The sequence below is a fragment of the Nocardiopsis aegyptia genome, assembly GCF_013410755.1.
In the GTDB taxonomy this organism is placed as follows: Bacteria; Actinomycetota; Actinomycetes; order Streptosporangiales; family Streptosporangiaceae; genus Nocardiopsis; species Nocardiopsis aegyptia.
The window spans coordinates 162,778-188,949 of sequence record NZ_JACCFS010000001.1 but is presented as its reverse complement, the minus strand read 5'-3'; the positions used below and the strand labels follow the sequence as shown (position 1 = coordinate 188,949).

Genomic DNA, 26,172 nt, shown 5'->3' with positions numbered 1-26,172 from the left:
GAAATCCGCATGCCCGGCCTGTTCGACGGTGTCCTTGACCACGGCCCCGTGGGTCCGCTGACCGACGACACCGCCTGGCTCCAGGCCCTGCTGGACACCGAGGCCGCGCTCGCGCGCGCCCTGGCCGACACCGGGTGGATCACACCGGACCGGGCCGAGGCGATCGCCTCCGCCTGCACCGCCGACCGCTACGACCCCGACGCGCTCGGGCGGGCCGCCGCGGGCGGAGGCAACCCGGTCATACCCCTGGTCAAGGAACTGACCGCGGCCGTGCGCGAGACCGACCCCGAGGCCGCACGGCACGTCCACCAGGGCGCCACCAGCCAGGACGTCATGGACACCGCCGCCATGCTGGTGGCCCGGCGCGCCGGACGGGCCGTGCTGGTCGACCTCGCCGACCTCACCGCCGGCCTGCGTGACCTGGCCGCCCGCCACCGCACCACGCCCATGCCCGGGCGCACCCTGCTCCAACAGGCCCTGCCCACCACCTTCGGCGCGGTCGCCGCGGGCTGGGCCCACGGCCTGTCCGAGGCCGCCGACCGGCTCGACACCGTGCTGAGCACCGGCCTGGCCGTCCAACTCGGCGGCGCCGTGGGCACCCTGGCCTCCCTGGGGTCCGGCGGGCCCGCCGTGACCGCCGCCCTGGCCGCCCGCCTGGACCTGCCCGAACCCGTCCTGCCCTGGCACACCGAACGCGGCCGCATCGCCGACCTGGCCGCCGCCCTGGGGCGGGTCTGCGGCGCCGTCGGCACCAGCGCGCAGGACATCGTCCTGCTCGCCCAGACCGAGGTCGGCGAGGTGACCGAGGAGGGCGGGCCCGGCGTCGGCGGATCCTCCACGCTGCCGCACAAGCGCAACCCCGTCGCGGCCGTCGGCGCGCTGGCCTCCGCCCGCCAGGCGCCCGGACTGGTCGCCACCCTCCTGGCCGCCCAGATCCAGGAACACCAGCGGGCCGCCGGCGCCTGGCACTCCGAGTGGCTGCCCCTGACCGACCTGCTGCGCCGCACCGGCAGCGCGGTCTCCTGGCTGCGCACCGGAGCCACGCGGCTGCGCGTGCACCCCGAGCGCATGCGCGCCAACCTCGACGCCACCGCAGGACTGGCCCTGAGCGAGCGCGTCACCACCGACCTGGCCCCGGAGCTGGGCCGGCTCGACGCCCACAGGCTCGTCACGGCCGCCTGCGAGGAGACCGCGGCCACCGGCCGACCCCTGGCCGAGGTCCTGGCCGAGCGCCTGGCGGGCACCCGCACCCGCGAACGCGTCGAGACACTGCTGGACCCGGCGGGCTACCTGGGCGCCGCCGCGGAGTTCACCGACCGGGTCACCGCGGCCGGGGGCCGACGGGGCCGGACGAGCACCGACGAAGGATGAGCATGAGCGTTGACCTGCACTACACCGACAGCGGACCCGCCGACGCCCCGCCCCTGGTCCTGGCGGGATCGCTCGGCGCCACCCTGGACATGTGGGAGCCCCAGGCGCAGGCGCTGTCCGCGGTCCTGCGCGTGATCCGGATCGACCTGCGCGGCCACGGCGGCTCACCCGTGCCGGAAGGCCCCTACTCCATGGCCGACCTGGGCGGGGACGTGGTCCGGCTGCTCGACCGGCTGGGCATCGAGCGCGCCCACTTCGCGGGACTGTCCATCGGCGGCATGGTCGGCCAGTGGCTCGCCCTGCACGCGCCCGAACGCCTGGACCGCCTCGCCCTGCTGGCCACCTCCCCGTACATGGGCCCGGCGCGGAACTGGCGCGACCGCGCCGAGCTGGTGCGCCGCGAGGGCGCCGACGCCGTCGCCGATTCCGTGGTCGAGCGCTGGTTCACCCCCGACTTCGCCAAGGGGCACGCCGCCGAGGTCACCGCGCTGCGCGACCGGATCGCCGCGACCGCCCCCGAGGGCTACGCGGGCTGCTGCGGCGCCATCGAGAACTGGGACGTCCGCGAGGAGCTGGACCGGATCTCGGTGCCCACACTGGTCGTCTCCGGCGCCGACGACCCCGCCACCCCGCCCTCGGGGCACGGAGCGCTGATCGCCGAGCGCGTCCCGGGCGCACGCCTGACGGTCCTGGACGAGGCGGCCCACCTGCTCTCATGGGAGCAGAGCGCCAGGGTCAACACCCTGCTCACCGCGCACTTCACCGCCGGCGACCGGGCCTCGGCGGGCATGCGGGTGCGCCGGAGCGTTCTGGGGGACGCCCACGTGGACCGCGCCGAGGCGCGCAAGACGCCCTTCACCGAACCGTTCCAGGACCTCATCACCCGCTACGCGTGGGGCGAGATCTGGACCCGCCCCGGGCTGGACCGCCGCACGCGCAGCTGCATGGTGCTGACCGCGCTGGTCGCCCACGGCCACTGGGCCGAGCTGGCGATGCACGTGCGCGCGGCCCTGCGCAACGGACTGACCAGGGACGAGATCGGCGAGGTGTTCCTCCAGGCCGCGGTCTACTGCGGCGTTCCCGCCGCCAACAAGGCCTTCGCCGTCGCCCAGGAGGTCTTCGCCGAGCACGACTGAGCGGCGAGGGGCCGGTCCGGGCACGCCCGGGCCGACCCCCTCACCCGCAGGGGCGGATCAGGCGGATCAGCGCCGGAAGGCGACGCCCGACAGCTCCCACAGCTTGCTCTCGGCGGACGCGGGCCGGAAGCGCGGGTCGGCGTCCGGCTTGCGCCAGGTGGCGCAGTCCACCGCGAAGGGGCCCTCGTCGCGTCCGTCGAGCCACGGGCTGGCCAGCTCCAGGCCGTCGAAGACCACGGAGGCCTCCTCGGGGCTGCGCACCCGGCCCCACGGCGTGCCGAAGGACAGGATCTTGTCGGTCATCCAGACGGCGGCGGCCGGGTCGTCGGAGACGATGTGCGAGAAGATGATGCACGAGCCCGGGGCCAGCCGGTCCATCAGCCGCCGCACCATGCCGAACGGGTCGCTGTCGTCGGGCAGGCAGTGCAGGAGCGACACCAGCATCACGCACAGCGGCCGGTCCAGATCGAGGAGCCGGGTCGTCTCGGGGGCGCTGAGGATGCCGTCGGTGTCACGGATGTCGGCGAGCAGGAAGGCGGTCCTGACGCTGTCGTCGATCAGCGCGCGGCCGTGCGAGAGCACGATGGGGTCGTGGTCGACGTAGACGACGCGGGCCTCGGGGTTGTGCCGCTGGGCCGCGTGGTGGGTGTTGTCGGCGGTGGGCAGGCCCGCGCCGAGGTCGAGGAACTGGTCGACCCCCTGGGCGGCGACGTATTCCACCGCCCGCGCCAGATAGGCGCGGTTGTCATTGGCGAACGTGACCAGTTCGGGAATGCCGTTCGCGAGGGCCTCGCACGCTTTGCGATCCGCCTCGAAGTTGTCCTTTCCGCCGAGCAGGAAATCGTACATGCGTGCGATGCTGGGGGTTTCCATGTCGATGTTGGGGGGGAAGCGGTCAGCCATCGAGGGGCACCAATCCGGTCGGTCGGGCGGAGATGATCTCCAGGCGAATCGTAACCGTGTTTCGCCGTTCCCATGGGCGTTTCGGGAACTCCGCGGCAGGATTTCGGCGGCCATTCTCAGATGCGGGCGTGTGTGAATGCGGGGATCTCGTCGGCGAGCGCTCCGGGCGCCGCGGCCCGCACGCGCGCACCCACTCCGGAAGGCGCGGAGAAGGGGGAGGGCAGCGGGGGAGCGGACCAGAATCCGGCCACCGTGTCGGCATCGAAAGCGCAGGTCCCGGACGTATCTCCGTTCCTGTCCCCATCGCTGTTCCCGTCACCGCTCCCGTCCGGGCCCCCGTCCGGGCCCCCGTCCGGGCCGGCCGACTCCGGGTCCCGGGCGACCGCCGCGACCCGGGCGACGAGGTCCCGGCGCGCGCGTCCGCACCAGGCGGCCAGGGCGAAGGGGTCGCGGTCGGCCTCGCGCCCCAGCTCGGCCACGGCCGCGGCCAGGTGCGCGCAGCGCCCCCGCCAGTCGTCGCACGAGCAGGTGGCCACCAGGTCGGCCCACCCGCGCGGCACCAGGTCCAGGCCCAGGACGGAGAACACCCGCGCCACCGCCGGGGGCAGTTCCCCCGCCAGCAGCCGCGCCCGGAACACCGGCTGCGAGGCCAGCGCCGCGCAGGCGCGCTCCCACTCGTCCTCGGAGAAGACCGGCCGGATGAGGCTCACCTCGAAGCCGCCGCGCACCCGCGCGACGACCTCGCCCTCGCGCACCGCCAGCCGCTCCACCGTCGGGCCACCGGCCGCCGACGAGGGGACCGGCCCGGACCCGGCCGGTCCCGCGCGCAGGGCCTCCTCCAGCAGGGCCGACCACGTGCCGCTCATCCGGCCACCGCCTCCGGCGCCAGGCGCACGACCTCGCGCAGGTCCGCCACCGAGAGCCCGGCCAGCCACTGCTCCCCGGTGGCCACCGCCCCGTCGGCCAGCGCGCTCTTGCGCTCGATCATCTCGTCCACCCGTTCCTCCACGGTCCCCACGCACACCATCTTGCGCACCTGCACGTCCCGCCGCTGGCCGATGCGGAACGCCCGGTCGGTGGCCTGGTTCTCCACCGCCGGATTCCACCACCGGTCCACGTGCACGACGTGGTTGGCCGCGGTCAGGTTCAGTCCCGTGCCCGCCGCCTTGAGGGAGAGCAGGAACACCATCGGCCCCGAGGCGTTCTGGAAGTGCTCGGTCATCCGCTCGCGCTCGGCCCGCGGCGTCCCGCCGTGCAGCCACAGCACCGGAACGCCGGTGCGCGCGGCCAGGTAGGGCGCCAGCCGCTCGCCGAACCGCGCGTACTGCGTGAAGCACAGCGCCTTGTCGCCCTCGGCCACCGCCTCGCCCAGGATCGACTCCAGCCGGTCGAGCTTGCCCGAGCGGCCCGACAGCGCCGAGCCGTCGCCCAGGAACTGCGCCGGGTGGTTGCAGATCTGCTTGAGCCGCGACATCGTCGCCAGCACCAGGCCCTTGCGCTCCTTCTCGTCGGCCTCGGACATGCGCTGGGCCATCTCGTCCACGACCGCCTTGTACAGGGAGGCCTGCTCCGGGGTGAGCGTGCACCAGGTCCGCATCTCCTGCTTCTCGGGCAGGTCGGCGATGATGGAGCGGTCGGTCTTGAGCCGGCGCAGCACGAACGGCCCGGTCAGGCGGCGCACCAGGTCCGTCGCCGCACCGGTGCCCGTGCCCGCGCCCGCGTCATCACCGGCACCGCCACCGTCGCCGTGGGCCGCGGCCTCGGCCGGATCGGCCACCGCGCGCTGGAAGTCCTGGGCCGACCCCAGCAGCCCCGGGTTGGTGAACTCCATCACCGACCACAGCTCGCCCAGGTTGTTCTCCACCGGCGTCCCGGTCAGCGCGATCCGGGTGGCGGCGGGCAGCGCCCGCACCGCGCGTGCCTGCCGGGTGGCGTGGTTCTTCAGCGCCTGCGCCTCGTCGCACACCACCCGGTGCCAGGGCAGCGCCGCCAACTCGTCGTCGCGCGCCACCACGCCGTAGGTGGTCACCACCAGGTCGCAGGCGCCGACCAGCCGCGCCAGGGCGTTGCCGCCCGGCCGGTCCGGCCCGTGCTGGACGTGCACCCGCAGCCCCGGGGCGAACCGGGCGGCCTCGCGCCGCCAGTTGCCCACCAGCGAGACCGGGCACACCAGCAGGGTCGGGCCGGGCGCGGGGCCCTCGGCCCGCTCGTCGGTGAGCAGCGCCAGCAGCTGGACGGTCTTGCCCAGGCCCATGTCGTCGGCCAGGACCGCGCCCAGGCCCAGCTCGCCCAGGAACCGCAGCCAGGCCGCGCCCCGGTCCTGGTAGGGGCGCAGCGTCCCGGTGAAGCCCGGGGGAGTGCCCATCGGTCGCGGTTCGGCCTTGGCGCCGCCGTCCAGCAGCGCGCCCAGCGGGCCGTCGGCCACCACGTCGGCGACGGGCAGCGGCACGGCGGGGTTGGCGCCGACCGCCATCCGCAGTGCCTGCTCCCGGCGCAGGGAACCGCGCTTGCGGAGCAGGTCCAGGGCGGCGCCGACCCGCTCGGGGTCCATCTCCATCCACCGGCCCCGCACCCGTACCAGCGAGCGCTTGAGCCGGGCCAGTTCGGCCAGCTCGGCCAGTTCGGACTCCTCCAGCGGCAGGTCGGAGTCGGTGCCGCGCAGCAGCGCCTCGAAGGAGACGTCGACCAGGTCGGTGGGGCCGACCCCGCCGCGCCGCCGCTTGCGCGGCTCGTCCTCGACCGCCATGCGCAGCGCGAGCGCACCGCGCCCGCTCCACTCGGGCAGCACGACCGCGAACCCGGCGGCGCCCAATCGCGCCGCGGCCCGGCCCACGAACTCCTCGGCGCCGGCGGTGCTCAGCGGCAGCCGTGCGGGGGCGAGGTCGGACAGCGCGCGGTGCAGGGCGGGGTAGTGCCGTGCGGCCCGGCGCAGGTCGGCCAGCGCGGTGGTGCCGACGTCGTCGGGCAGCCACGCCGCGCCCTCGCCCAGCCACACCCGCTCCAGCGGCAGGCGCAGTCCGGGGTCGCTGTCCGAGCGCACCCAGAACTCCACCTGCCAGGGGCCGTCCCGGTCGGGTTCGCGCAGCAGGAACAGCAGCCGCGCCCGGCCCTTGCCGCGCACGCGCTCGCGCCACTGGCGCAGCGGCCCGCGCAGCTCCTGGGCGGTGTCGGCGTCCACCCGGGCGCGCCCACCGGTCAGCGCCTCCGCCAGCCGCGCGGCCGGGGCGGTCGCGGCCGCGCGGTCGGCGGGCTGGGACGCCGCGGGCGCCAGGCGCCGGGCGGCGGCGTCGGTGAGCAGCTCCAGGGGCGCCAGGACGCAGGCGCGCGCGGGCGAGGCGGAGTCGTCCCCGGTCAGGTGGGCGTGCGCGCTCGGCGGCAGGGCGGCGGTGAGGGCGGCCAGGTGCTCCTCGGCGGTGTCCACCGGGGCGGGCCGCCAGCGCGCCCGGGGCGGGTCGCCCACGAGGTCGGGCAGGACGGCCCCGGCGGCGACGAGCCGCTCGGCGAAGTCGTGCACCGCCGCCAGGTGGAGCAGCGACGGTCCCGGCACCGGAGCGGTGGCGCGGCCGAGGACCGGCAGCACGGCGTCGGCGTCGGCGGCGCCCAGGGCCAGTCCCGGGACCCGCCAGGGGGAGCGGACGGCCGACCCATGCCCGTCACCGGACGAGGAGGGGAGGGGCGCGGTGCCGTCGCCGGGCAGGTCCAGGACCAGATCGGTCTCCCGGGCGCGTTCGGCCACCGCGCCGTTCCCCGCCGACGCCAGGAGGGCGCGCAGGGCGGCGGCGCCGGCCGCGCGGGGGTGCCACGGGGGGCCGCCGGAGCGCGTCCGCGTGCCGCCCGCTCCGGCCGGGGCGCCGTCCGCCTCACCCCACAGCACCAGTGCGTCCCTGACCCACGCGCCGTGCACGACCCGCACCCGGCCTCCCGTCGTCGCTTCCACCGGCCCCAGTATGGCCGCGGACCACGACAGGCCGGAAAACGAGGCCGCTCCCGCCGAACCCCGTCCCGGAGGCGCGGTGTCCCGTTCCGGGAGGACCCGGAACGGGACACCGTCACAGGCGTTCGGGCACCTTGTTCCCGACCGCTTCGATGCCCTCGCGCATCCGGGTTCGCCACAGCAGGGCGCCGCCGATGACGAAGAACACGATGAGCGAGAGGATCGCGAACCGGTAGCCGCCGGTGAGGCTCACCGCGATCGTGACCGCGAGCGAACCCAGGAACGTCGACCCCCGGTCGGAGATCTGGTAGAGGCTGAAGTACTCCGCCTCGCGGCCCGGCGGGATCAGCTGGGAGAACAGCGCCCGGGCCAGCGACTGGGTGCCGCCCAGGACCAGGCCGATGCCCACGCCCATCGCCACGAACAGCGGCACGTTGCCCGCGGGCAGGAAGTAGGCCAGGGCCACCAGCAGGCACCACACCGCCAGGCTGCCCAGGACCGTGGCCTTGCTGCCCACCACCAGGGCCACGCGCCCGGCCAGGAACGCGCCGGCGAAGGCGACGAACTGGATGACCAGGATGGTCATGATCAGCGCGTCCTCCTCCAGGCCCAGGTCCTGGGTCGCGAACGGCGCCGCGTAGCGGATGGCCGCCTGCACACCGTCGTTGAACAGGATGAACGCGAGCAGGAACAGGATGGTGTTGGGGTAGCGGCGCATGTCGCGCAGGGTGTGCGCGAACTGGCGCAGCGACCCGCCGACGGCGCCGCCCGTCCCCCTGCCCACGGCCAGGGCGCCGTAGCGGTCGCGCAGCGGCCGGACCGACAGGACCGTGAAGCCCGCCCACCACAGGCCCACCGACACGAACGCGATCCGCACGGCGTGGCCGGTGTCGATGCCGAGCGAGTCCGCCGAGAGCACCAGGCCCAGGTGGACGGCGAGCAGCAGGGCGCCGCCGAGGTAGCCGATGCCCCACCCCGTGACCGAGACCCGGTCGCGCTCGTCCGGGGTGGAGACCTCCGGCAGGAACGCGTTGTAGACCACGATCGAGAGCCCGTACAGCACGTTGGCCAGCACGAACAGCACCGACGCCGCGTGGTAGCCGTCGGTGGCCGCGTACAGGCCGGCGGTGCACGCCGAACCGCCCAGGGCCAGCCAGAGCAGCCAGCGCCGCTTGTGCCGGGACCGGTCGACCATCGCGCCGACCGAGGGCAGCAGGAGGATCTGGAGCAGGATCGCCAGCGTGGTCAGCGCGGGATAGAGCGCGTTGGGGTGCAGCGTGAACCAGTCCACGCCCAGCGGGGCCAGGGCCAGGGACGCGTCCTGGCACGCCGCCGCGTCGGCGGCTCCGGCCGAGGAGCACGCCAGGGTGCTCATGTACGGGCCGATGAGGACCGTCACCACGGAGGTGATGAACACCGAGTTGGCCCAGTCGTACAGGTACCAGCCGCGCTGCTCGCGTCTGCGCTGTCGCGGGTCCGGGGAGGGCGAGTTGTCCGTCCTCGGTGCGGGGGAGGCGTCGGCCATGGGGGACTATCCGTTCTGGAGGGTGCTGTGGGCGCCGGGAGCGGAGCCCCGCCACAGGCCGCGGCGGACCAGGATCTCCTTGAGCGCGAACGTGTTGTCGGTGACGATGCCGTCCACGCCCGCGTCGAGCAGGCGCTCCATCACCGGGGGCTCGTTGACGGTCCACACGTGGACCTGGAGGCCGCACCGGTGCGCGGTGCGGATGAGGTCCCGGCTCAGGAGCGGGAAGGTCCCGTGGCGCAGGGGGATCTGCGCGCAGACCGGTACCCGGCCGGCCAGCGGCCACAGCGGCCGGCACAGCGACACCGCGCGCAGGCGCAGCACGTCGCGGGGACCGCAGGAGGTGGCGACCGGGCGGTCGAACAGGCGGCGGGCGCGGTCGAGGCGGCGCTGGTCGAAGGAGCCCACGCACACCCGGTCCCACGCCTCGGTGCGGCGCAGGACGTCGATCAGGGGCTCCACCGCGGCGTCCGACTTCAGGTCGATGTTGAACCGTGCCTCGGGCCAGGTGGTGAGCAGGTCCTCCAGGACGGGGACGGGCTCCTGCCCGGCCACGCGGGCCCGGGCGACCTCGTGGTAGGGCAGGTCGCCGATGGCGCCGCTCGTGTCGGTGGCGCGGTCGAGCGTGGGGTCGTGGAAGGCCATCAGGACGCCGTCGCTGGTGGCGTGCACGTCCGTCTCCAGGTACGTGTAGCCCAGGTCGATGGCGTGCTGGAAGGCGACCGCGGTGTTCTCCAGCTCGGTCCGGCGTACGCCCTGGCCGTCGGTGAACCACCCGCCGCGGTGGGCGAGCGCCAGGGGAGGGGGTGAGGAGAGGTAGGCGTCTGTCACCACGCCAGTATGCCCGTTGTGCGTCGCGGCCGGTGGGCGTCCCCAGGCCGGACGGCCACGGGAGAAAGCTGGAATTCCAGGTGGTACGCGGGACCGCGGGCCGCTCCTGGACGGGGTGAAGGCGGATGTCCTCCCCATGGAAGGAACCTGTTCATGTCGCACTCCCGGCGCCGTCACCCCTGCCCCCGGCCCCTCTGCCACCGCGACTCCCCCTCCCACCGCCCCGTCACCACGCCCGCCCGCACGCCGCAGGGCCGCCCGGCCACGGCCCGCTGCGGCGCACCGCTGCGCGGCCACCGCACCCCCGGCGAGGTGCACCTGCTGGCGCAGCGGGTGGCGGAGGTACTGGTGGGCCGGCGCACGCCGGAGGCCCTGCGCGACCAGCTCGCGGTGCCCGTGCGCGAGGAGCTGCGCCGTCTGCGCGGGTCGGTGCCCTGTGCGCTGGCGCCCCGGCTCACCCGGGTCTTCCACCAGCCGCTGCCCGGCCGCACCGTGGAGGCCAACGCCGTGATCATGTGCGACCACCGCACCCGCGTCTTCGCCTTCCGGGCGCGCCGCGAGGACGACCGGTGGGTGTGCACCAGCCTGGAGACCGACACCTCCCGCCGCGCGCGGTGACACCTCCCCGGTACGCGTGAGCCTCCCCCCGGGTCGCGCGGTGCGCCTCGGGCCGGGGCCGGTGCCGCCTCCGCGAAGGGCGAAACCCCCTGGATTTCCCCTCATCTGCGCGGATAGGGTCCACCGGACACGACCCCGCCCCCCGACCCCGGGGGTTCCACGGCCACAGAAGGAGGAGGCGGCCCGGTCCCACCCGGCCCGGGCCGCCGACGATGCATGAAACCCGTTGACATCGCCCGCCTGCACAGTCTGGGCGCCCCCGCCCTGTCCCCCGACGGCCGCCGCGCGGTCTTCTCCCTCACCCGCCCCGACCTGGAGGCGGACACCTACACCAGCGCGCTGTGGACGGTCCCCACCGACGGCTCCGCGCCCCCCGAGCGCCTCACCCGCGGGGACAGGGACAGCGCCCCCGCCTTCTCGCCCGACGGCCGCTGGATCGCCTTCCTGCGCGCCGATGACGACAAGCGCCCCCAGATCCACGTGCTGCCCGCCGGCGGCGGCGAGCCGTGGAAGGTGACCGACCACCCCCTCGGCGCGGGCGACATCGCGTGGAGCCCCGACTCCACCCGGATCGCCCACACCGCCCGCGTTCCCGAGCCCGGCCGCTACACGGGCACCGAGCCCGCCAAGGAGCCGCCGCGCCGCATCACCCGGCTCAAGTACCGCCTCGACGACCTCGGCTTCACCAACGACCGGCGCGCGCACGTGTTCGTCACCGCCCCGATCGACCCCTCCGGCGCGGCGGGCGAGCCCGTGCGGGTCACCGACGGCGACACCGACCACTCCGCCCCGCGATGGCGTCCCGACGGCTCCGAACTCGTGTTCTGCGCCGCGCGGCACGCCACCCGCGACACCGACCTGGTGGCGGACGTGTGGGCGTGCGCGCCCGAGGAGGGCGCCGAGCCGCGCCGGGTGAGCGCGGGCGACCTGGACGCCCACACCCCCCGCTTCTCCCCGGACGGGTCCACCGTGTACTTCCTGGCCGACGAGCTCGGCGAGGACCTGAACGACTTCGTCGGGCAGACCACCGGCGCCTGGTCGGTTCCGGCCGACGCCTCGGCCGCGCCCACCCGGCTGACCCCCGGCGAGGGGCCCAGGATGCAGCCGGACCTGCTGGTGGCCGAGGACGGCCTGCTGGGCCTGGCGCAGAACCGGGGCGCCGTCGACCTGGTCCTGGTGCCCTTCGAGGGCGGTGTGCGGCAGCTGTCCGTCGGTGAGGCGCAGACGCAGTCCTTCGACCACGTCGAAGGGGCCGACGGCGGCGTCACCGTCGCGGTCGTGGCCGATGATCGCTCCAGCGGTGAACTGGTCCGGGTGACCGAGAACGGCGAGCAGCGGCTCACCGACTTCGCCGACATCGATCCGCTGCCCATGACGGAGCTGACCGCGCACACCGGCGACGGCTACCCCGTGCACGGGTGGGTGACGCTCCCCGAGGGGGAGGGCCCGCACCCGGTCGTGCTGATGATCCACGGCGGGCCGTTCGCGCAGTACGGCCCCCAGCTCTTCGACGAGACCCAGGTCTACGCCGCCGCCGGGTACGCGGTGGTGATGTGCAACCCGCGCGGGTCCGCGGGCTACGGGCACGAGCACGGCCGGGCCATCATCGGTTCGGTGGGCGAGACCACCGCGACCGACGTCCTGGCCTTCCTGGACGAGGCGCTCGGCGACGAGCGGCTCGACGCCGGCCGCGTGGGGATCATGGGCGGCTCGCACGGCGGCTTCATGACGACGTGGATCGCCGCGCACCACGGTGAGCGGTTCCGCGCGGCCATCAGTGAGCGCGCCGTCAACGCGCTGGACAGCTTCCACGGCTCCTCCGACATCGGGGCGTTCTTCCCCGGGCCGCTCTACGGCCCGCCGGAGGTCTGGGCCAAGGAGAGCCCGCTGACCTACGCCGACCGGATCGACCTGCCGTTCCTGATCATCCACTCCGAGCAGGACTGGCGGTGCCCGGTGGAGCAGGCGCAGCGGTTGTTCGTGGCGTTGCGCAGGCGCGGGCACGAGACGGAGATGCTGCTGTTCCCGGGGGAGGGGCACGAGATGTCGCGCTCGGGCCTGCCCAGCCACCGGGTGGCCAGGTTCGAGGCCGTCCTGGAGTGGTGGGGCCGCCACCTGTGACCGGTCGGGCCGGGGTCCCGAGGGATCCCGGCCCAGCCGCCCTGGTTCTGTTGTTCATGTCACGGGAAAGGGTGTCGTGACCTTGTTTTGACGTGCGTGGATCGGGAAGAGATTCTGCCCGATTCCCCGGCGCCGTAGGCGATGTCGGCCAGTTGAACAGTTGTCGCAGGTCAGGGGGTTGCCCAAGGCAAGGTAACGAAAAGGTCGCGTTCGGCTTGGCGATGAATTAGTGTTCCCCCAGACCGGAACGCCCCGATCTGTCACCACCTGGGTGACGGCGTCCGGTCTCCGTCGCACTCTGCTCACCCGTCCGTGTCCCAGGAGCAGAGGCCGCCGCAGACAGCCGGCCCGCCCCCCGTGGCCCACACGCCGCCGCCGGACCCCCTCCCACACATCCCCGCGCACCTGCCACAGGTGTGCCTTCGGGATGCCCTGCGCCGGTAGACGGGAGTGGGAGGAAGGCAGTCGGTCCAGTGACTCGCACACCCCGTTCGCGCGCCCTGCGCCGCGGCGCCACGGTCGGCACCGTCGCCCTGGGCGCCATCGTCCTGTCCTCGGGCCTGGCCATGGCCGAGCCCACCCAGGAGGAGGCCCAGGAACGCTACGAGGAGCTCCAGCAGGAGCTGTCCGAACTCAACGAGGCCTACAACCAGGCCCAGGAGGACCACGCGGCGGCCGAGGCCGAGGTCGAGGAGATCGAGGGGCAGCTGGAGACGGCCGAGGAGGAGCTGGACGCGGTGTCCGGCCAGGCGGCCAACATCGCCCAGTCCGCCTACGTCGGCGCCAGCTACAGCACCTTCGGCGTCCTCTTCGGCGTCTCGCCCGACGACGCCCTGCAGAACATCGCCGACCTCGACTTCCTGTCCGTGGGGCAGGAGATCGTCCTGGAGGACTACGTCGGCGCGGTCGAGCGCTTCGAGGGACTCAAGGGGCAGGCGGAGGAGGCCGAGACCGCCGCCGCCGAGGCTCTGGAGGCCGCCGAGTCGGCCCAGGAGGAGGGCGAGACCGCGCTGGAGGAGCAGGAGGAGCTCGTCGCCGAGCTCGCCCCGGAGCCGGCCGCCGCGTCCTCCGGCGGATCCACGGAGACCGCCGAGGCCGCGGCGGCCTCGGGCGACGTCCAGGCCGTCCTGGACTTCGCACGTGCCCAGATCGGCAAGCCCTACGTGTGGGGCGGCACCGGCCCCGACTCCTACGACTGCTCCGGCCTGGTCCAGGCGGCCTGGGCCCAGGCCGGCGTCAGCCTGCCGCGCACCACCTACGACCAGGTCAACGCCGGCACGCCCGTCTCGCGCGACGAGCTCCAGCCGGGCGACCTGCTGTTCTTCTACAGCGAGTCGGCGCCGAGCCACGTCGGGATCTACTCCGGCGACGGGATGATGATCCACGGCTCCAACCCCTCCAAGCCGCTGGAGGAGGTCGACCTCGCCTCGTACTGGGACAGCGTCTTCACCGGTGCGGTCCGGGTGGGCTGACGCGCGCCGCCGGTGCGGTCGCGGGCCCGTGGAGCGCGGTCCGGGGCGGGGGTGGTCCGCTCCTCCCCGGCCGCGTATCCTTCCGCGCATGGGACGACTTCTGATCAGGATCGCCGCGGGTGTCGCGGTCGTGCTGTTCCTCTTCTGGCTCCTGTCCATCCTGGTCGGACTGCTGGTGTGGGTCGTGCTGATCGCGGCCGTGGCCGGTCTGCTCTGGCTGGGCGTCAGGATGCTCCGGTCCGACACCGGGCCACGGCGCTGAGCCGCCACCGCGGCAGGGGACGCGCCGCGCTCCGTGGGAGCGCGGCGCGTCCTTCGTGTGCGCGTCCCCTGCCGCCGTGTGCGCGTCCCCTGCCGCGCCGATGCGTGACACCGGGTGACCAGCGCCACACAGGGGCGCCAAACAGGGCTATAGTGACTCTGTGTCACTGAATAAGTACGTAGGGTGCGATGGTGTCTCCCACCGAGGCCGGGTGGAACGTGTCCCGACCCGCGTCTTCCGCAACGACTGGGGTGTTCTGACACCGCCCGCCCACGGACACTGGACACCCGAGATGCGGGTCAGCGTGGTCATCCCGGCCCGCGGAGGCCAGCGCCGCCTCGACCTCGCCCTGGCCTCCCTGGCCGCCCAGACCTACCCCGGCGACCTGATCGAGGTCGTGGTCGTGGACGACCACTCCTCGCCGCCCCTGCGCCTGCCCGCGCTGCGCCCCGACCACTGCCGGATCCTGGCCGCCCCCGAAGGCGGCTGGGGCGCCGGGTTCGGGCGCTCCTACGGCGCCCACGCCAGCACCGGCGACATCCTGCTCTGGATGGACGCGGACATGATCGCCGCCCCCGGCTTCATCGAGGCCCAGGCCCGCTGGCAGCACACCCACGCCGAGTGCGTGACCCTCGGCCGCGTCCGCTTCGCCGACACCGGCCCCGCGCATCCGACCGAGGTGCTGTCCCTGGCCCGGGCCGGACGGCTCCACGAAGCGCTCGACACCGGACGCCACCACGAGTGGATCACCCACCTGCTCGCCACCAGCGAGGACCTGCGCGACGCCGACCACCTGGGCTTCCACGCCTACATGGGCGCGGCCGCCGCCCTGCGCCGCAGCCTGTACGAGGCCGCCGGAGGCGTGGACCCCGACCTGGACGTGGGCCAGGACACCGAGTTCGGCTACCGCCTGTGGCAGGCCGGCGCCGTCCTGTTGCCCGAGCCCGCCGCGACCGCCTGGCACGTGGGCCGGGCCACCACCGCCCGCACCCGGCTGCCCTCCGAGCGCTTCCGCACCGAGGTCCTGGCCGAACTCATGCCCCACCCGCACGCCTACCGCGAGCGCGTCCCCGCGCACCGGCGCCGCGTCCCGCTCGTGCACGCGGTGGTCGACGTGCGCGGCGCCTCCTACGACCTCGTTCGCGGCTGCGTCGACCGCCTGCTGGACAGCGCCGAGACCGACCTGGTCCTCACCCTGGTCGCCGACTGGGAGGGCGTCGGCCACGACCCGGCGGCGGTCGGCGGACCGCACCTGGATCTGCGCCTGATCCAGGCCAACTACCTGCGAGAACCGCGGATCACCTTCGCCGGGGCGCCGCCGCTCACCGGCTTCCCCTCACCCTTCCTGCTCCAGGTGCCCGTCGCCTGGGGGCTGGGGCAGGTGGCGCTGTCCCGGCTCCTGGCCAGCGCGGAGCGCCACCGGGCGGGGCTCACCGAACTCTTCCCCGCGGCCTCGCCCTCCCATGACGCGGGCGTCAGGCTGTGGCGCACCAGGGCACTGGCACGGGCGCTGCGGGTACGCGAGGAGGGGGAGGACGTCGCCGACGTGGTCGCCGCTCTGCACGGGCGCTACCGCATCCACGCGGGCGAGGACACACTGGCCGACCTGTCCCTGTACCGTTCCGTTCCACCGCCGCCGCGCACCGCGTCGGACCCGACCGCCCGCGGCTCCGCCGTGACCGTGTCCAGGCGGACCGGCCCGGCGGCCCCCGACCCGACCGGGGCCCCCGGCGCGGCGGCCGCGCGCGGTGAACGCGAGGTGCCCGGCGAGCCCGAGGCGGGAGAAGGGCGGGAGGGGCGCCCGGGGACCGGGACGGTCGCGCCCGCGGGCGGGCGGCCGGGCCGCCTGCGCGCCTGGCTCGCGGCCGCGTGGCACCGGGCCCGCCACCGGGGGCGCGGCGCCGCGCGCGCGTGAGCCGCCGAGCGCACGCCCAACTCCGCCGCCTCGCTCCGGTCAAGAGCGTGTGCGTTCTGTGCCACGGAGCGGGGTGCCGCGGCCGCCGGTCCGTGTGGTTCCGAAATCATGTCGACGGGCTCGCTTGAGCGGCCTATCCGAAAGCGTCCTCGCTGACTGGCTCTGATGTCCGCCCCAGTGCACGTCTCATCCGATGATTCGGACGAAGGGGCGGGTCGCGTGAGGACACATGAAGCACAGGAGGAACACGATGCCGGTACGACCCACACGCCTGACCGCCGCCGCTGTGGCCGGACTCGCGCTCGCGGTGATCGGGCCGATGGGCGCCCAGGCGCACACCACGGTGGAGCAGGAACTGGCCGCGACGAAGAGCGCGTTGAACAAGTACAAGGACGAGTACCGGGCCGTCGCCGACGGCTACCTGCCCACCGACGAGTGCGCGGAGAGCCCCGCGGGTGTGATGGGCTACCACTACGCCAAGCCGGAGCTGATCGACCGTGAACTGGACCCGATGACGCCCGAGGTCCTCGTGTACCAGCCCGACGGCTACGGCGGCCGCAAGCTCGTCGCGGCGGAGTACTACTACGTCGACGCCGACCAGGACGTCACCACCGACGAGGACCGCCCCTCGCTCTTCGGGCAACCGTTCGACGGGCCCGACCCCGGGCAGGCGCCGGGGCTTCCCGTCAACTACACCCTGCACGTGTGGTTCTGGCAGGACAACCCGGACGGCCTGTTCAGCGCCTGGAACCCGGCGGGCTCCTGCGCGGTCTGAGCCGGAGGAGGCCCGGTGCCGCGCGAGCGCGACGGACACGCCGCGGGTACGGCGTGTCCGTCCTGTCCTGCGCGGGCCGGATCCGGGTCAGTCCGTCGTGCCGATCGCGTCGATGGACTCCACCAGCTGCTCGCGCAGCGACTCGTTCACCGGCGTGGAACCCGTCTCCTCCGAGACCAGCTCCTGGCCCTCGGGACTGACCACGTAGCGCAGGAAGGCCTTGACGCGCTCGGTGGTGCGGGCGTCGTCGTACTCCGCGCACACGGCCTCGTAGCTCACCAGCACCAGCGGATAGCTGCCGGGCTCGGTCGTGCCGTAGTCCAGCGCCAGCGCCAGGTCGTACTCGCTGGCGTTCTCCTCGCGGCGGGGCGAGTCGGCGACCACCTGCGCCGCGGCCTCGGGCGAGATCTCCACGAACTCCTCGCCCACGCCCACCGCGACCGTGGACATGTCGTGCACGTGGGACATCTCCACGTAGCCGATGGCCCCCTCGGCCCGATCGACCGTGTCCGCGATACCGCTGTTGCCCTGCGCCGACTCGCGCGGCGTGATCGGCCACATCCCGTCCGGCTCGTGCGGCCAGGCGTCGGGCGCGGCCTCGGCCAGGTAGCGCGTGAAGTTCTCCGTGGTCCCGGAGTCGTCGGCGCGGTTGACCGGGGTGATCGGCATGTCGGGCAGGTCCGCGTCCGGGTTGCTCTCGGCGATCTCCGGATCGTTCCAGCGGGTGATCTCCTGATTGAAGATCTTCGCGATCGTGTCCGGCCGCAGGTTCAGCGAGTCCACGCCCTCCAGGTTGAACACCACGGCGATCGCCACCACGTACGCGGGCAGGTTCAGGGTGTTCGACCCGTTGCACCGCTCCATCGCGTCGGCGTTCTCCTCGGGGGTGAAGGCCGCGTCGGTCCCGGCGAAGTCCACCGCGCCGTCGATGAACTGGCTGCGCCCGCCACCCGAACCGATCGAGTCGTAGTACACGCGTGCTCCGTCGCACGCCGACTGGTAGCCCGCGATCCAGGTGGTCATCGCGTTCTCCTGGGCGCTGGATCCCGCGCCGGAGAGGCTGCCGGAGAAGCACTCCAGGTCGTCGGGCACCGGCAGGGCCTCCGACCCGGGCACGGCGTTGTCGCTGCCGCAGGCGGTGACCGCCAGCAGCAGGCCGGCCAGCGCGGCCGAGGCCGCACCCCGGTAGGCGCCGAGCGGGCGCTGGGCTCGGGTCTGGGTGCGCGAACGCTTCTTGGACGGCACGACTGGATCTGTCCCCTTCATCGGTGTCGGTGGTCCTCCAGTGTGTTCACCGCGCACGGCCCCTCGGGGGCGCTGCGCCGCAGGTGATGGAACACCGCCGAGAATTTAACCATTGGCGTGCCGCGGCCCCGACCCGGGTCCCGGACGCCATGGATCCGCCGACCGTGCGGTGGCATGCATGACACGCGGGCGGGACGGGCACGGATCATCCGTGAAGAGCACCGACGACACGTCCGCGGACACCGCTCCGACGTCAACCTACCGCCTCCAACTGGGCCCCAGGTTCACCCTGGACGACGCCACTGACCAGCTCGACTACCTGCAACGGCTCGGTGTGGGCGCCGTCTACCTCTCCCCGGTGCTCACCGCGGCGCCCGGGTCCTCGCACGGCTACGACGTGGTCGATCCCACCCGGGTCGCGCCCGTCCTGGGCGGTGGGACCGCCCGCGCCGCCCTGGCCGACAAGGCGCACGGGCTCGGCCTGGGCGTGGTCGCCGACATCGTGCCCAACCACGTGTCCGTGGCCCAGCCCGCCGCCAACCCCTGGTGGTGGGACGTGCTCGAACACGGCCGTGCGTCGGTCTTCGCGCGCTGCTTCGACATCGACTTCGACCGCGGGCCGATCCTGGTGCCGGTCCTGGCCGACGACGGCGACGGCGGCCGGGCCGCGCTGGACGACCTCGCCGTCACCGACGGCTGCCTCGTCTACCACGACAAGCGCTACCCGCTGGCGCCGGGCACCCACGAGCCCGGCGCGCCGGTCCATCGGGCGCACGAGCGCCAGCACTACCGCCTGGTCTCCTGGCGGCGCGGGGACTCCGAGCTGACCTACCGCCGGTTCTTCGACGTCAACGAGCTGGCCGCCGTCCGCGTGGAGGACCCGGGTGTGTTCGACGCCACCCACGCCGAGATCCTGCGCTGGGCCGAACTCGGCCGGCTCGACGGCCTGCGGGTGGACCACGTCGACGGGCTCACCGACCCCGGGGGCTACCTGCGCCGCCTCGCCGAGTGCTTCCCCGGGTGGATCGTGGTGGAGAAGATCCTCGCACCCGACGAGGACCTGCCCCAGTCCTGGCCCGTGGCGGGCACCACCGGCTACGACGCCCTGCGCGAGATCTGCGGGGTCTTCACCGACCCCGGCGGCGAACCCGCCCTGACCGGGCTGGCCCGCGAGCAGGGGGTCGAGACCGACCCCGGAACGGCCGACGACCGCGCCCGCCGCCAGGCCGCGACCGAGCTGCTGCGCGCCGAGGTCCGCCGCATCGCCGCCCTGCTCCCCGCACAACCGCCCGCCACGACCCCGCGGCCCTCGGCCATGGCCGCCCGCCAGCGCGAGGAGGCGGTCGCCGAGCTGCTGTGCGCCTTCGACGTCTACCGCTCCTACCTGCCCGAACAGGGCGACGCCTGGACGCGTGCGGTGCGCCGCGCCATCGACCGGCGGCCCGACCTCGCCTTCGACCTGGAGGTCATCGACCGCCGCGTGCGCGACGACCCCCGGGGCGAGGCAGCGCGGCGCATCCAGCAGACCAGCGGGATGGTCGTGGCCATGGGCACGGAGAACACCGCGTTCTACCGCGCCACCCGCTTCGTCGCCCTCAACGAGGTCGGCGGCGACCTCGGCCGGTTCGCCGTGGAGCCCGCCGAGCTGCACACGGCCGCCGCCCGGCGCGCCGCGGCCCGTCCGCACACCATGACCACCCTGTCCACCCACGACACCAAGCGCTCGGAGGACGTGCGGGCCCGGCTGGCCGCCCTCTCCGAGGTCGCCGAGGACTTCGCCGACGCCGTCCGCCGCTGGACCGGGCGCCGGCCGCTGCCCGAACCCGCGCTGAACCTGCTCGGCTGGCAGACCCTCGTCGGCGCCTGGCCCATCGGGACCGACCGGCTCGCCGAGTACCTGCTCAAGGCGGCCCGCGAGGCGCGGTTGGGCACGTCGTGGACCAACCCCGACACCGGCTTCGAGGAGCACGTACGGGACTGGCCCGGCCAGGTGATGGCCGACACCGACCTGCGCGCCGAGGTCGCCGCGCTGGCCGAGTCGCTGCAGGGGCCCGGATGGAGCAACGCGCTGGGCCAGAAGGCCGTCCAGCTGCTGGGCCCGGGCGTGCCCGACGTCTACCAGGGGACCGAACTGTGGGACCTGTCGCTGGTGGACCCCGACAACCGCCGCCCCGTCGACTGGGCGGCGCGGACCGCGCTGCTGGAACGGATCGAGTCGGGGTGGCGCCCGCCCGTGGACGCCACCGGTGCCGCCAAGCTCCACCTCGTCCGCACCTGCCTGCGCGTGCGCCGCGAACTCGAACCGGGCGGCTACCTGCCGCTCACCGCCACCGGACCGGCCGCCCGGCACGCTCTGACCTTCGCCCGCACCTCGCGCGGCGCCGCCCGCCCCGACCTGGCGGTGGTCGCCACCCGGCTGCCGATCGCGCTCTCCGGGGCCGGCGGGTGGGGTGGGACCTCGCTCGCCCTGCCCTCGGGCCCGGGCGTGTGGACCGACCGGCTCACCGGGCGCGCCCTGGCACCCGCCACCGCCGACGGCCTCACCCTCGCCGGCCTCGCGGACCTGCTCGACCGCTACCCGGTGGCCGTGCTGGTGCGGGAGTGACCGGCACGGGCGCCGCCCCGGCTAGGCTGGGCGCGATCATGGCGCGAGAGAACACCACACACCACACCGGCCCCCGGCTGCGCATGCCCGAACGTGTCGCGGCGGCGCTGGCGTGCCCCGTCTGCGGCGACGGGCTCGCCCGCGGGGCGAGGGGGCTGTCCTGTGGCCGGGGCCACGCCTTCGACATCGCCCGGGAGGGCTACGCGAGCCTGCTCACCGGCGCCACTCCGCCGGGCACCGGCGACACCAGGGAGATGGTCGCCGACCGCGTGCGCTTCCAGGACGCCGGGCACTACGACCCCCTCGGCCGCGCCCTGGCCGAGGCCCTCGCGGGGACGGTCCCGGCGCCCCTGGTCGCGGACGTCGGCGGCGGCACCGGCCACTACCTCACCCAGGTGCTCTACGCCCGGCCCGACGCCGCCGGGATCACCCTGGACGTGTCCAAGTTCGCCGTCCGCAGGGCCGCCCGCGCCCACGAGCGGGGCGGAGCCGTCACCGCCGACACCTGGCGGCCGCTGCCGCTGCGCACCGGGTCGGTCGACGCCCTGCTCAACGTGTTCGCGCCGCGCAACGCCGCCGAGTTCCGGCGCGTGCTGCGCACGGACGGCCTCCTGGTCGTCGTCACACCCGACACCGACCACCTGGCCGAACTCCGGTCGCCCCTGGGCCTGCTGGAGGTGGACCCGCGCAAGGACGAGCGCCTCGCCGAGTCCCTGCACGGCGACTTTGCCCCGGAGGGGGCCCGGCCGCTGCGCTTCACCATGGAGCTCACCCACGACGACGCGGCCACCGTGGTCGGCATGGGCCCCAGCGCCCGCCACATCACCCCCGCGGACCTGCGCGAACGGATCGCCGCGCTGCCCGCCCCCGTCACGGTCACCGCCTCGGTCCGCCTGCACACCTACCGCCCCCGCTGACCCACGGGAGCCGCCCGGGGCGGGGAGGGCCGTGCCGAGCGCCGTCCCGGGCGGGGGCCGTCCCGCACCCGCGCCGCTACCCTGGGGCGGCATGAGCGGTCACCAGCAGCCGGACGGCGCGGCGAGCACCGACGCGGGCGGCGGTGCGGACGTCGGCGCGGCGGGGCCTCCGGGCCGTTGGCTGCGTGAGCACGCGCGACTCGTCGACGCCGTCGTGGTCGCCGTGGTCTTCACCTACAACCTGTTCGTGATCGGCCCCTTCACGTCACCGGACGGTCGGCCGGTCTTCCTCGCCCAGCTCGCCATCTCGGTCCTGCTCTGCGGGCTCTACCCGCTCCGGCGCCGGTCCCCGTTCACGGTCTTCGGCGCCATGCTCCTGGCGGCGTGCGCGCAGGTCCTCGTCGCCGGGGGCAGCACCCTGCTGTTCGCCGACCTCGTGCTCGTGTTCACGGTCCACCACATGGCGACCCGGTTCCGGTGGACCGTCAGCGTCCCGGCCGCCGTCCTGGTGGCCGCGTGGCTTCCCCTGGCGGCGGCGCCGATGCTGCGCGCCGGGCACATGACGATCGACGCGGTGGTCGCGCTCGTCCTGGTCATCGCCTGGGCGTGGACGTGGGGCACCCTCGTCCGGGTCCGCCGCGCCCACATCGCCGGACTCCAGGACAGGGCCCGCCAACTGGAACGCGAACGGGAGGTGCAGGCCAGGATCGTCGCGGCGCGGGAGCGGGCGCGGATCGCCCGGGAGCTCCACGACATCGTCGCCCACAGCCTGGGCGTGATGGTGGTCGTCGCGGACGGCGCGTCGACGAAGGCCAGCACCGAGCCCGAACGGGCGCGGGAGGCGATGGTCAGGGTCCGCGACACCGGGCGGACGGCGATGGCGGAGATGCGGCGGATGCTCCACATCCTGCGTGACGACGAGCCGGGGGAGCTGTCCCCGCAGCCGGGGACCGCTCGGCTGGAGCGCCTGGTCGAGGACTCCCGCGCCGCCGGACTCCCGGTCGCACTGACCGTCGAGGGCGACCCGGTACCGCTCGCGCCGGGCCCGGACCTGGCCGTGTACCGCGTGGTGCAGGAGGCGCTGACCAACGTCCGCGGGCACGCCGGTCCGGCGCTGAGCCGTGCCGAGGTCGTCCTGCGCTACCGGGACTCCGAAGTCGAGGTGCGCGTCACCGACGACGGCCGCGGGGACGCGGGTGCCGACGCGTCCCCGGGAGGGCACGGACTCGTGGGCATGCGCGAGCGGGTCGCCGCGTGCGGCGGTACCGTGCGTGCGGGCGGGCGGCCCGGCGGCGGGTTCGAGGTCGTCGCCGTGGTTCCGACCGGGAGTGGGCGTTGACGATTCGGATCGTGCTGGTCGACGACCAGGAGATGTACCGGATGGGATTCCGCATGGTGCTGGAGTCCCGGCCGGAGTTCGACGTGGTCGCCGAGGCGGACGACGGCGACACCGCCGTCGAACTGCTCCGCTCCGTGGCGGCGGACGTCGTGCTCATGGACGTGCGGATGCCGCGGATGGACGGCGTCGAGGCGACCCGCCGCATCCGCGCCGAGGGCGGGCCTCGCGTGCTCGTCCTCACCACCTTCGACCTGGACGAGTACGCCTACGACGCGATCCGCGCCGGGGCGAGCGGGTTCCTGCTCAAGGACGCCCCCTTCGAGGAACTGGCCGCCGCCATCACCCACGTCCGGCTGGGTGACGCGGTCGTGGCGCCGAGCACGACCCGGCGGCTCCTGGACCGCTTCGCCGCCCTCCCGCCCGCGCCGGAGGAGCCGCGGGCGCGCGAGGCGGCGGCGATGCTCGCGCGGCTGACCGCTCGGGAACACGAGGTCCTGCGGCTGGTCGCGCGGGGGAGGTCCAACGCGGAGATCGCCGCGGCACTGGTCATCGCCGAGGGGACCGTCCGCGTCCACGTCAGCCGCATCCTGGCCAAACTCGGTCTGCGCGACAGGGTGCAGGCCGTCGTCCTCGCCTATGAGACCGGCGTGGTCGAGGTCGGCCGGGACTGACCGCGCCGCTGCGTACGCGTTTCGCATACGCGGAGATAGGCCTGTGGGCAGACGACGTGCGCCCGCGATTCCGCGACAGTGGACGGCATGTCCCTGATCGTCGCCACCGAGAAGCTGACCAAGAGGTACGGCGGCCACGCCGTCGTGCGGGACCTGGACCTGCGCGTCCCAGAAGGGTGCGTCTACGGGTTCCTCGGCCCCAACGGGTCGGGCAAGTCCACCACGTTGAAGATGCTGCTGTCCCTGATCCGTCCCAGTGAGGGCGAGGTGCGGATCATGGGCCGGCCCATGAACCGGAACACCCGACGCGAGCTCCTGGGCGGTATCGGCTCGCTCATCGAGTCCCCGCCCGGGTACGCGCATCTCACCGGTCGGGAGAACATGCGGATCGTCGCGCGCCTGCTCGCGCTGGACGACCGGCCGGTCGACCTCGCCGTGCGGACCGTGCGCCTGCACGACCAGATGGACAAGCGGGTGCGCGACTACTCCCTGGGCATGCGCCAGCGCCTCGGGATCGCGATGGCGCTGGCCCGCCAACCGCGGCTGCTGGTCCTGGACGAGCCGACCAACGGACTCGACCCCGCCGGCATCGAGGAGATCCGCGGCCTGCTGCGCCGCCTCACCGACGGCGGCGTCACGGTCATGGTCTCCAGCCACCTGCTCGGCGAGATCGACCGGACCGCCACCGTGCTCGGCATCCTGTCCCGGGGCCGGATGATCTTCCAGGGCACGCGGCACGAGCTGCTGGCCGCCTCCACCCCCGACGTCCTCATCGACTGCACGGATCCGCGCGGGGCGCACGAGGTGCTCGGCCGCGAGTTCGACGGCGCCCTCGACGGCGGGACGGTCCGTCTGCCCGGCCTGGGCGACCACGCCACCGCCGACGCCGTCGCCGCCCTGGTCGGCCAGGGCATCGGCGTCCACGGCGTGCGCCGCGAGGAGCAGTCGCTGGAGGACGTGTTCATGGACCTCACCGAGGGCGGCGGCCTGTGAACGCGGCGACCGTGGCCAACGAGTTCGCCAAGATGCGCCGCCTGCGGCACGGGTGGTTCCTGGGGCTGTTGCTCATCGGCGTGGTCGGACTGACCGTGTTCTCCTCGGTGTCGACGATCGCCGCCGCCGACACGCGGGCCCCGGACGGCCATGTGTGGCGGACGGTCCTCGGCAACCTCGGATTTGCGACGACGCTCGTCCCGCCGGTCCTGCTGGCGGTCCTGGCCGGCCGCCAGGTGGAGATGGAGCACCGCGGCAACGGCTGGATCCTCTCGGCCGTCTCCGGAGTCACCCCGGGACGGCTCTGCCGCGCGAAGTTCCTCGCCGTGGGCTCGCTCGTCGTGTGCGCCACCGTCGCGGCCGGCCTGCTCGCGGTCGCCTTCGGCCTGGCGGCCGGTGCGCAGGCGCCGGTTCCGCTCGGGCGCTGGCTCGGCTACACCGCCTCGGCGGCCGTGGTCCACCTCGCCGTCCTGGCGTTCCACCTCCTGCTCTCCGCCCGGGTCGAGAACCAGCTCGTCTGCCTCGGTGCCGGAGTCCTCGGACTCCTCCTGGGCACGTTCGGCGCCGCGCTCCCCGCCTGGGCCTCCCACCTGACGCCCTGGGGCTACTACGCGCTCATCACGCCCGCGGACTACGTCGGCACCGAACTCGTCCACCTCGACATCCCCTACGCCAGTGTCCTCGCCCTCGCGATCGTCGGCGGCGGGTTGTTCCTGGCGACCACCGCCCGCTTCGACCGCAGGGAGGCCTGAACCATGGGATCCCTCCGCGCCGAGTTCCTCAAGCTCCGGCGCTCGATGAGCTGGGCCGTCGTCGTGCTCCTGCCCGTCATCGCGGCGCTGGCGGGTGCGATGGCCGGCCTCACGGAAGGCGGTGCCCTCGCCGACGGCTGGCACACGCTCTGGATCAGGTCGATCGGTTTCCACGGCATGGCGCTGCTGCCGGTCGGTATCGCCCTCCTGGCCTCGCTCGTCTGGCGGGTCGAGCACACCGGCGGCAACTGGAACGCGCTCATGGGCCGGCCCGTGCCCACGGCACAGGTGGTGATCGCCAAGACCGTAGCGGTCTCCGTCCTCGCCGCGGCCATGCAGGCGGTCCTCGTGGCCACCGTGATCGTCCTGGGCACGCTCGCCTTGGGGCTCGCGGGCACGCTTCCGGCCGGGTACTGGGCGAGCAGCCTGGTCGTCATCGTCGCCTGTGTGCCGGTGGCCGCCCTCCAGTCAGGCCTGTCGGCCCTGCTGCGCTCGTTCGCCGCCCCGGTCGCCGTCGCGTTCGTCCTCACGGGGCTGTCGACCACGCTGCTCATGACCGGCGCCGACGCGGCGTCCGTGCTCCCCTACGGCCTCGCCACCCGGGCCACCCAGCTCGGCACAGTCCTGGTCTCCGGGGAGGCCACGGCCTTCGACGCCGCCGCGCTCTCCGCCGAGAGCGTGCTGTTCCTCGCGCTCACGTCCGCGGTGATGACGGTCATCATCGTGGCCGCCACGGTCGCCGTCATCGACCGGCGCGACATCCGGGCATGATCACCGCGGACGGGCC

Annotated in this window: 21 protein-coding genes; 15 read left to right on the top strand and 6 right to left on the bottom strand. The window is 74.3% G+C overall.

The window, feature by feature from the left end; genetic code table 11:
• Window positions 1-9: 9 nt before the first annotated feature.
• On the top strand, window positions 10-1,371 hold the full coding sequence (gene pcaB / locus HNR10_RS00825; protein WP_179820031.1) for a 3-carboxy-cis,cis-muconate cycloisomerase: 1,362 nt from the start codon (window positions 10-12) through the stop codon (window positions 1,369-1,371).
• Window positions 1,372-1,373: 2 nt separating this feature from the next.
• A complete protein-coding gene (gene pcaDC, locus HNR10_RS00820; RefSeq protein ID WP_179820029.1) occupies window positions 1,374-2,507 on the top strand; it encodes a bifunctional 3-oxoadipate enol-lactonase/4-carboxymuconolactone decarboxylase PcaDC in 1,134 nt (377 codons plus the stop codon).
• A 66-nt stretch (window positions 2,508-2,573) separates the two neighbouring features.
• On the opposite strand, the gene HNR10_RS00815 is transcribed toward pcaDC, so the two are convergent.
• The 5 genes from HNR10_RS00815 to HNR10_RS00795 form a co-directional block, all read right to left on the bottom strand.
• Window positions 2,574-3,410, bottom strand: coding sequence for an SAM-dependent methyltransferase (locus tag HNR10_RS00815; RefSeq protein ID WP_179820028.1), 837 nt, complete (start codon window positions 3,408-3,410; stop codon window positions 2,574-2,576).
• Between the two features lie 116 nt (window positions 3,411-3,526).
• Window positions 3,527-4,276 carry an SWIM zinc finger family protein gene (locus HNR10_RS00810; RefSeq protein WP_246405988.1) on the bottom strand — a complete coding sequence of 250 codons (750 nt, stop codon included), beginning with the start codon at window positions 4,274-4,276 and terminating at the stop codon, window positions 3,527-3,529.
• Window positions 4,273-7,323 (bottom strand): DEAD/DEAH box helicase, encoded by a 3,051-nt coding sequence (locus HNR10_RS00805; protein ID WP_179829450.1) that lies wholly within the window; start codon window positions 7,321-7,323, stop codon window positions 4,273-4,275. The genes HNR10_RS00810 and HNR10_RS00805 overlap by 4 nt, the downstream gene beginning before the upstream one ends.
• Window positions 7,324-7,459: 136 nt before the next feature.
• On the bottom strand, window positions 7,460-8,869 hold the full coding sequence (locus HNR10_RS00800; protein ID WP_179820026.1) for an MFS transporter: 1,410 nt from the start codon (window positions 8,867-8,869) through the stop codon (window positions 7,460-7,462).
• A 6-nt stretch (window positions 8,870-8,875) separates the two neighbouring features.
• Complete coding sequence (locus HNR10_RS00795) at window positions 8,876-9,700, bottom strand: glycerophosphodiester phosphodiesterase (RefSeq protein ID WP_179820024.1); 825 nt, start codon at window positions 9,698-9,700, stop codon at window positions 8,876-8,878.
• A gap of 153 nt (window positions 9,701-9,853) precedes the next feature.
• Between HNR10_RS00795 and HNR10_RS00790 the strand changes: the two genes are divergently transcribed.
• The 6 genes from HNR10_RS00790 to HNR10_RS00765 all read left to right on the top strand — a co-directional run bounded on the left by HNR10_RS00790 (window position 9,854) and on the right by HNR10_RS00765 (window position 16,863).
• The gene (locus HNR10_RS00790; RefSeq protein ID WP_179820023.1) at window positions 9,854-10,318 is read left to right on the top strand and encodes an Rv3235 family protein; all 465 of its coding nucleotides are present in this window, start codon (window positions 9,854-9,856) and stop codon (window positions 10,316-10,318) included.
• A gap of 216 nt (window positions 10,319-10,534) precedes the next feature.
• The gene (locus HNR10_RS00785; protein ID WP_179820021.1) at window positions 10,535-12,439 is read left to right on the top strand and encodes a S9 family peptidase; all 1,905 of its coding nucleotides are present in this window, start codon (window positions 10,535-10,537) and stop codon (window positions 12,437-12,439) included.
• 473 nt (window positions 12,440-12,912) lie between these two features.
• Window positions 12,913-13,911 (top strand): C40 family peptidase, encoded by a 999-nt coding sequence (locus HNR10_RS00780; RefSeq protein ID WP_312889023.1) that lies wholly within the window; start codon window positions 12,913-12,915, stop codon window positions 13,909-13,911.
• An 88-nt stretch (window positions 13,912-13,999) separates the two neighbouring features.
• A complete protein-coding gene (locus HNR10_RS00775; protein ID WP_179820020.1) occupies window positions 14,000-14,173 on the top strand; it encodes a hypothetical protein in 174 nt (57 codons plus the stop codon).
• 211 nt (window positions 14,174-14,384) lie between these two features.
• Entirely contained in the window at window positions 14,385-16,088 is a 1,704-nt protein-coding gene (locus HNR10_RS00770) for a glycosyltransferase (RefSeq protein WP_179820018.1), read from the top strand.
• A 250-nt stretch (window positions 16,089-16,338) separates the two neighbouring features.
• Window positions 16,339-16,863: a hypothetical protein gene (locus HNR10_RS00765; RefSeq protein WP_179820017.1), complete on the top strand. Its 525-nt coding sequence runs from the start codon at window positions 16,339-16,341 to the stop codon at window positions 16,861-16,863.
• A gap of 87 nt (window positions 16,864-16,950) precedes the next feature.
• On the opposite strand, the gene pstS is transcribed toward HNR10_RS00765, so the two are convergent.
• Entirely contained in the window at window positions 16,951-18,129 is a 1,179-nt protein-coding gene (gene pstS, locus HNR10_RS00760) for a phosphate ABC transporter substrate-binding protein PstS (protein ID WP_179820015.1), read from the bottom strand.
• 157 nt (window positions 18,130-18,286) lie between these two features.
• On the opposite strand from pstS, the gene treY reads away from it, so the two are divergent.
• The 7 genes from treY to HNR10_RS00725 all read left to right on the top strand — a co-directional run bounded on the left by treY (window position 18,287) and on the right by HNR10_RS00725 (window position 26,156).
• A complete protein-coding gene (gene treY, locus HNR10_RS00755; protein ID WP_179820014.1) occupies window positions 18,287-20,713 on the top strand; it encodes a malto-oligosyltrehalose synthase in 2,427 nt (808 codons plus the stop codon).
• A gap of 38 nt (window positions 20,714-20,751) precedes the next feature.
• Window positions 20,752-21,630: a putative RNA methyltransferase gene (locus tag HNR10_RS00750; RefSeq protein WP_179820012.1), complete on the top strand. Its 879-nt coding sequence runs from the start codon at window positions 20,752-20,754 to the stop codon at window positions 21,628-21,630.
• A 91-nt stretch (window positions 21,631-21,721) separates the two neighbouring features.
• On the top strand, window positions 21,722-22,969 hold the full coding sequence (locus HNR10_RS00745) for a sensor histidine kinase (protein ID WP_179820010.1): 1,248 nt from the start codon (window positions 21,722-21,724) through the stop codon (window positions 22,967-22,969).
• A 32-nt stretch (window positions 22,970-23,001) separates the two neighbouring features.
• Window positions 23,002-23,640: a response regulator gene (locus HNR10_RS00740; protein ID WP_246406532.1), complete on the top strand. Its 639-nt coding sequence runs from the start codon at window positions 23,002-23,004 to the stop codon at window positions 23,638-23,640.
• An 87-nt stretch (window positions 23,641-23,727) separates the two neighbouring features.
• Complete coding sequence (locus HNR10_RS00735; protein ID WP_179820007.1) at window positions 23,728-24,633, top strand: ABC transporter ATP-binding protein; 906 nt, start codon at window positions 23,728-23,730, stop codon at window positions 24,631-24,633.
• Entirely contained in the window at window positions 24,630-25,385 is a 756-nt protein-coding gene (locus tag HNR10_RS00730) for an ABC transporter permease (RefSeq protein WP_179820005.1), read from the top strand. Before HNR10_RS00735 ends, HNR10_RS00730 begins: the two co-directional genes overlap by 4 nt.
• A 3-nt stretch (window positions 25,386-25,388) precedes the next feature.
• Window positions 25,389-26,156, top strand: coding sequence for an ABC transporter permease (locus HNR10_RS00725; protein ID WP_179820004.1), 768 nt, complete (start codon window positions 25,389-25,391; stop codon window positions 26,154-26,156).
• The last annotated feature ends 16 nt before the right edge of the window (window positions 26,157-26,172 follow it).

Coding starts and splice junctions, on each gene's coding strand:
- pcaDC (WP_179820029.1), top strand. CDS start 1,374: ATGAGCGTTGACCTGCACTACACCGACAGCGGACCCGCCGACGCCCCG.
- HNR10_RS00725 (WP_179820004.1), top strand. CDS start 25,389: ATGGGATCCCTCCGCGCCGAGTTCCTCAAGCTCCGGCGCTCGATGAGC.
- HNR10_RS00815 (WP_179820028.1), bottom strand. CDS start 3,410: ATGGCTGACCGCTTCCCCCCCAACATCGACATGGAAACCCCCAGCATC.
- HNR10_RS00790 (WP_179820023.1), top strand. CDS start 9,854: ATGTCGCACTCCCGGCGCCGTCACCCCTGCCCCCGGCCCCTCTGCCAC.
- treY (WP_179820014.1), top strand. CDS start 18,287: ATGACACGCGGGCGGGACGGGCACGGATCATCCGTGAAGAGCACCGAC.
- HNR10_RS00740 (WP_246406532.1), top strand. CDS start 23,002: ATGTACCGGATGGGATTCCGCATGGTGCTGGAGTCCCGGCCGGAGTTC.
- HNR10_RS00765 (WP_179820017.1), top strand. CDS start 16,339: ATGCCGGTACGACCCACACGCCTGACCGCCGCCGCTGTGGCCGGACTC.
- HNR10_RS00745 (WP_179820010.1), top strand. CDS start 21,722: ATGAGCGGTCACCAGCAGCCGGACGGCGCGGCGAGCACCGACGCGGGC.
- HNR10_RS00775 (WP_179820020.1), top strand. CDS start 14,000: ATGGGACGACTTCTGATCAGGATCGCCGCGGGTGTCGCGGTCGTGCTG.
- HNR10_RS00735 (WP_179820007.1), top strand. CDS start 23,728: ATGTCCCTGATCGTCGCCACCGAGAAGCTGACCAAGAGGTACGGCGGC.
- HNR10_RS00800 (WP_179820026.1), bottom strand. CDS start 8,869: ATGGCCGACGCCTCCCCCGCACCGAGGACGGACAACTCGCCCTCCCCG.
- HNR10_RS00810 (WP_246405988.1), bottom strand. CDS start 4,276: ATGAGCGGCACGTGGTCGGCCCTGCTGGAGGAGGCCCTGCGCGCGGGA.
- pcaB (WP_179820031.1), top strand. CDS start 10: ATGCCCGGCCTGTTCGACGGTGTCCTTGACCACGGCCCCGTGGGTCCG.
- HNR10_RS00785 (WP_179820021.1), top strand. CDS start 10,535: ATGAAACCCGTTGACATCGCCCGCCTGCACAGTCTGGGCGCCCCCGCC.
- HNR10_RS00750 (WP_179820012.1), top strand. CDS start 20,752: ATGGCGCGAGAGAACACCACACACCACACCGGCCCCCGGCTGCGCATG.
- pstS (WP_179820015.1), bottom strand. CDS start 18,129: ATGAAGGGGACAGATCCAGTCGTGCCGTCCAAGAAGCGTTCGCGCACC.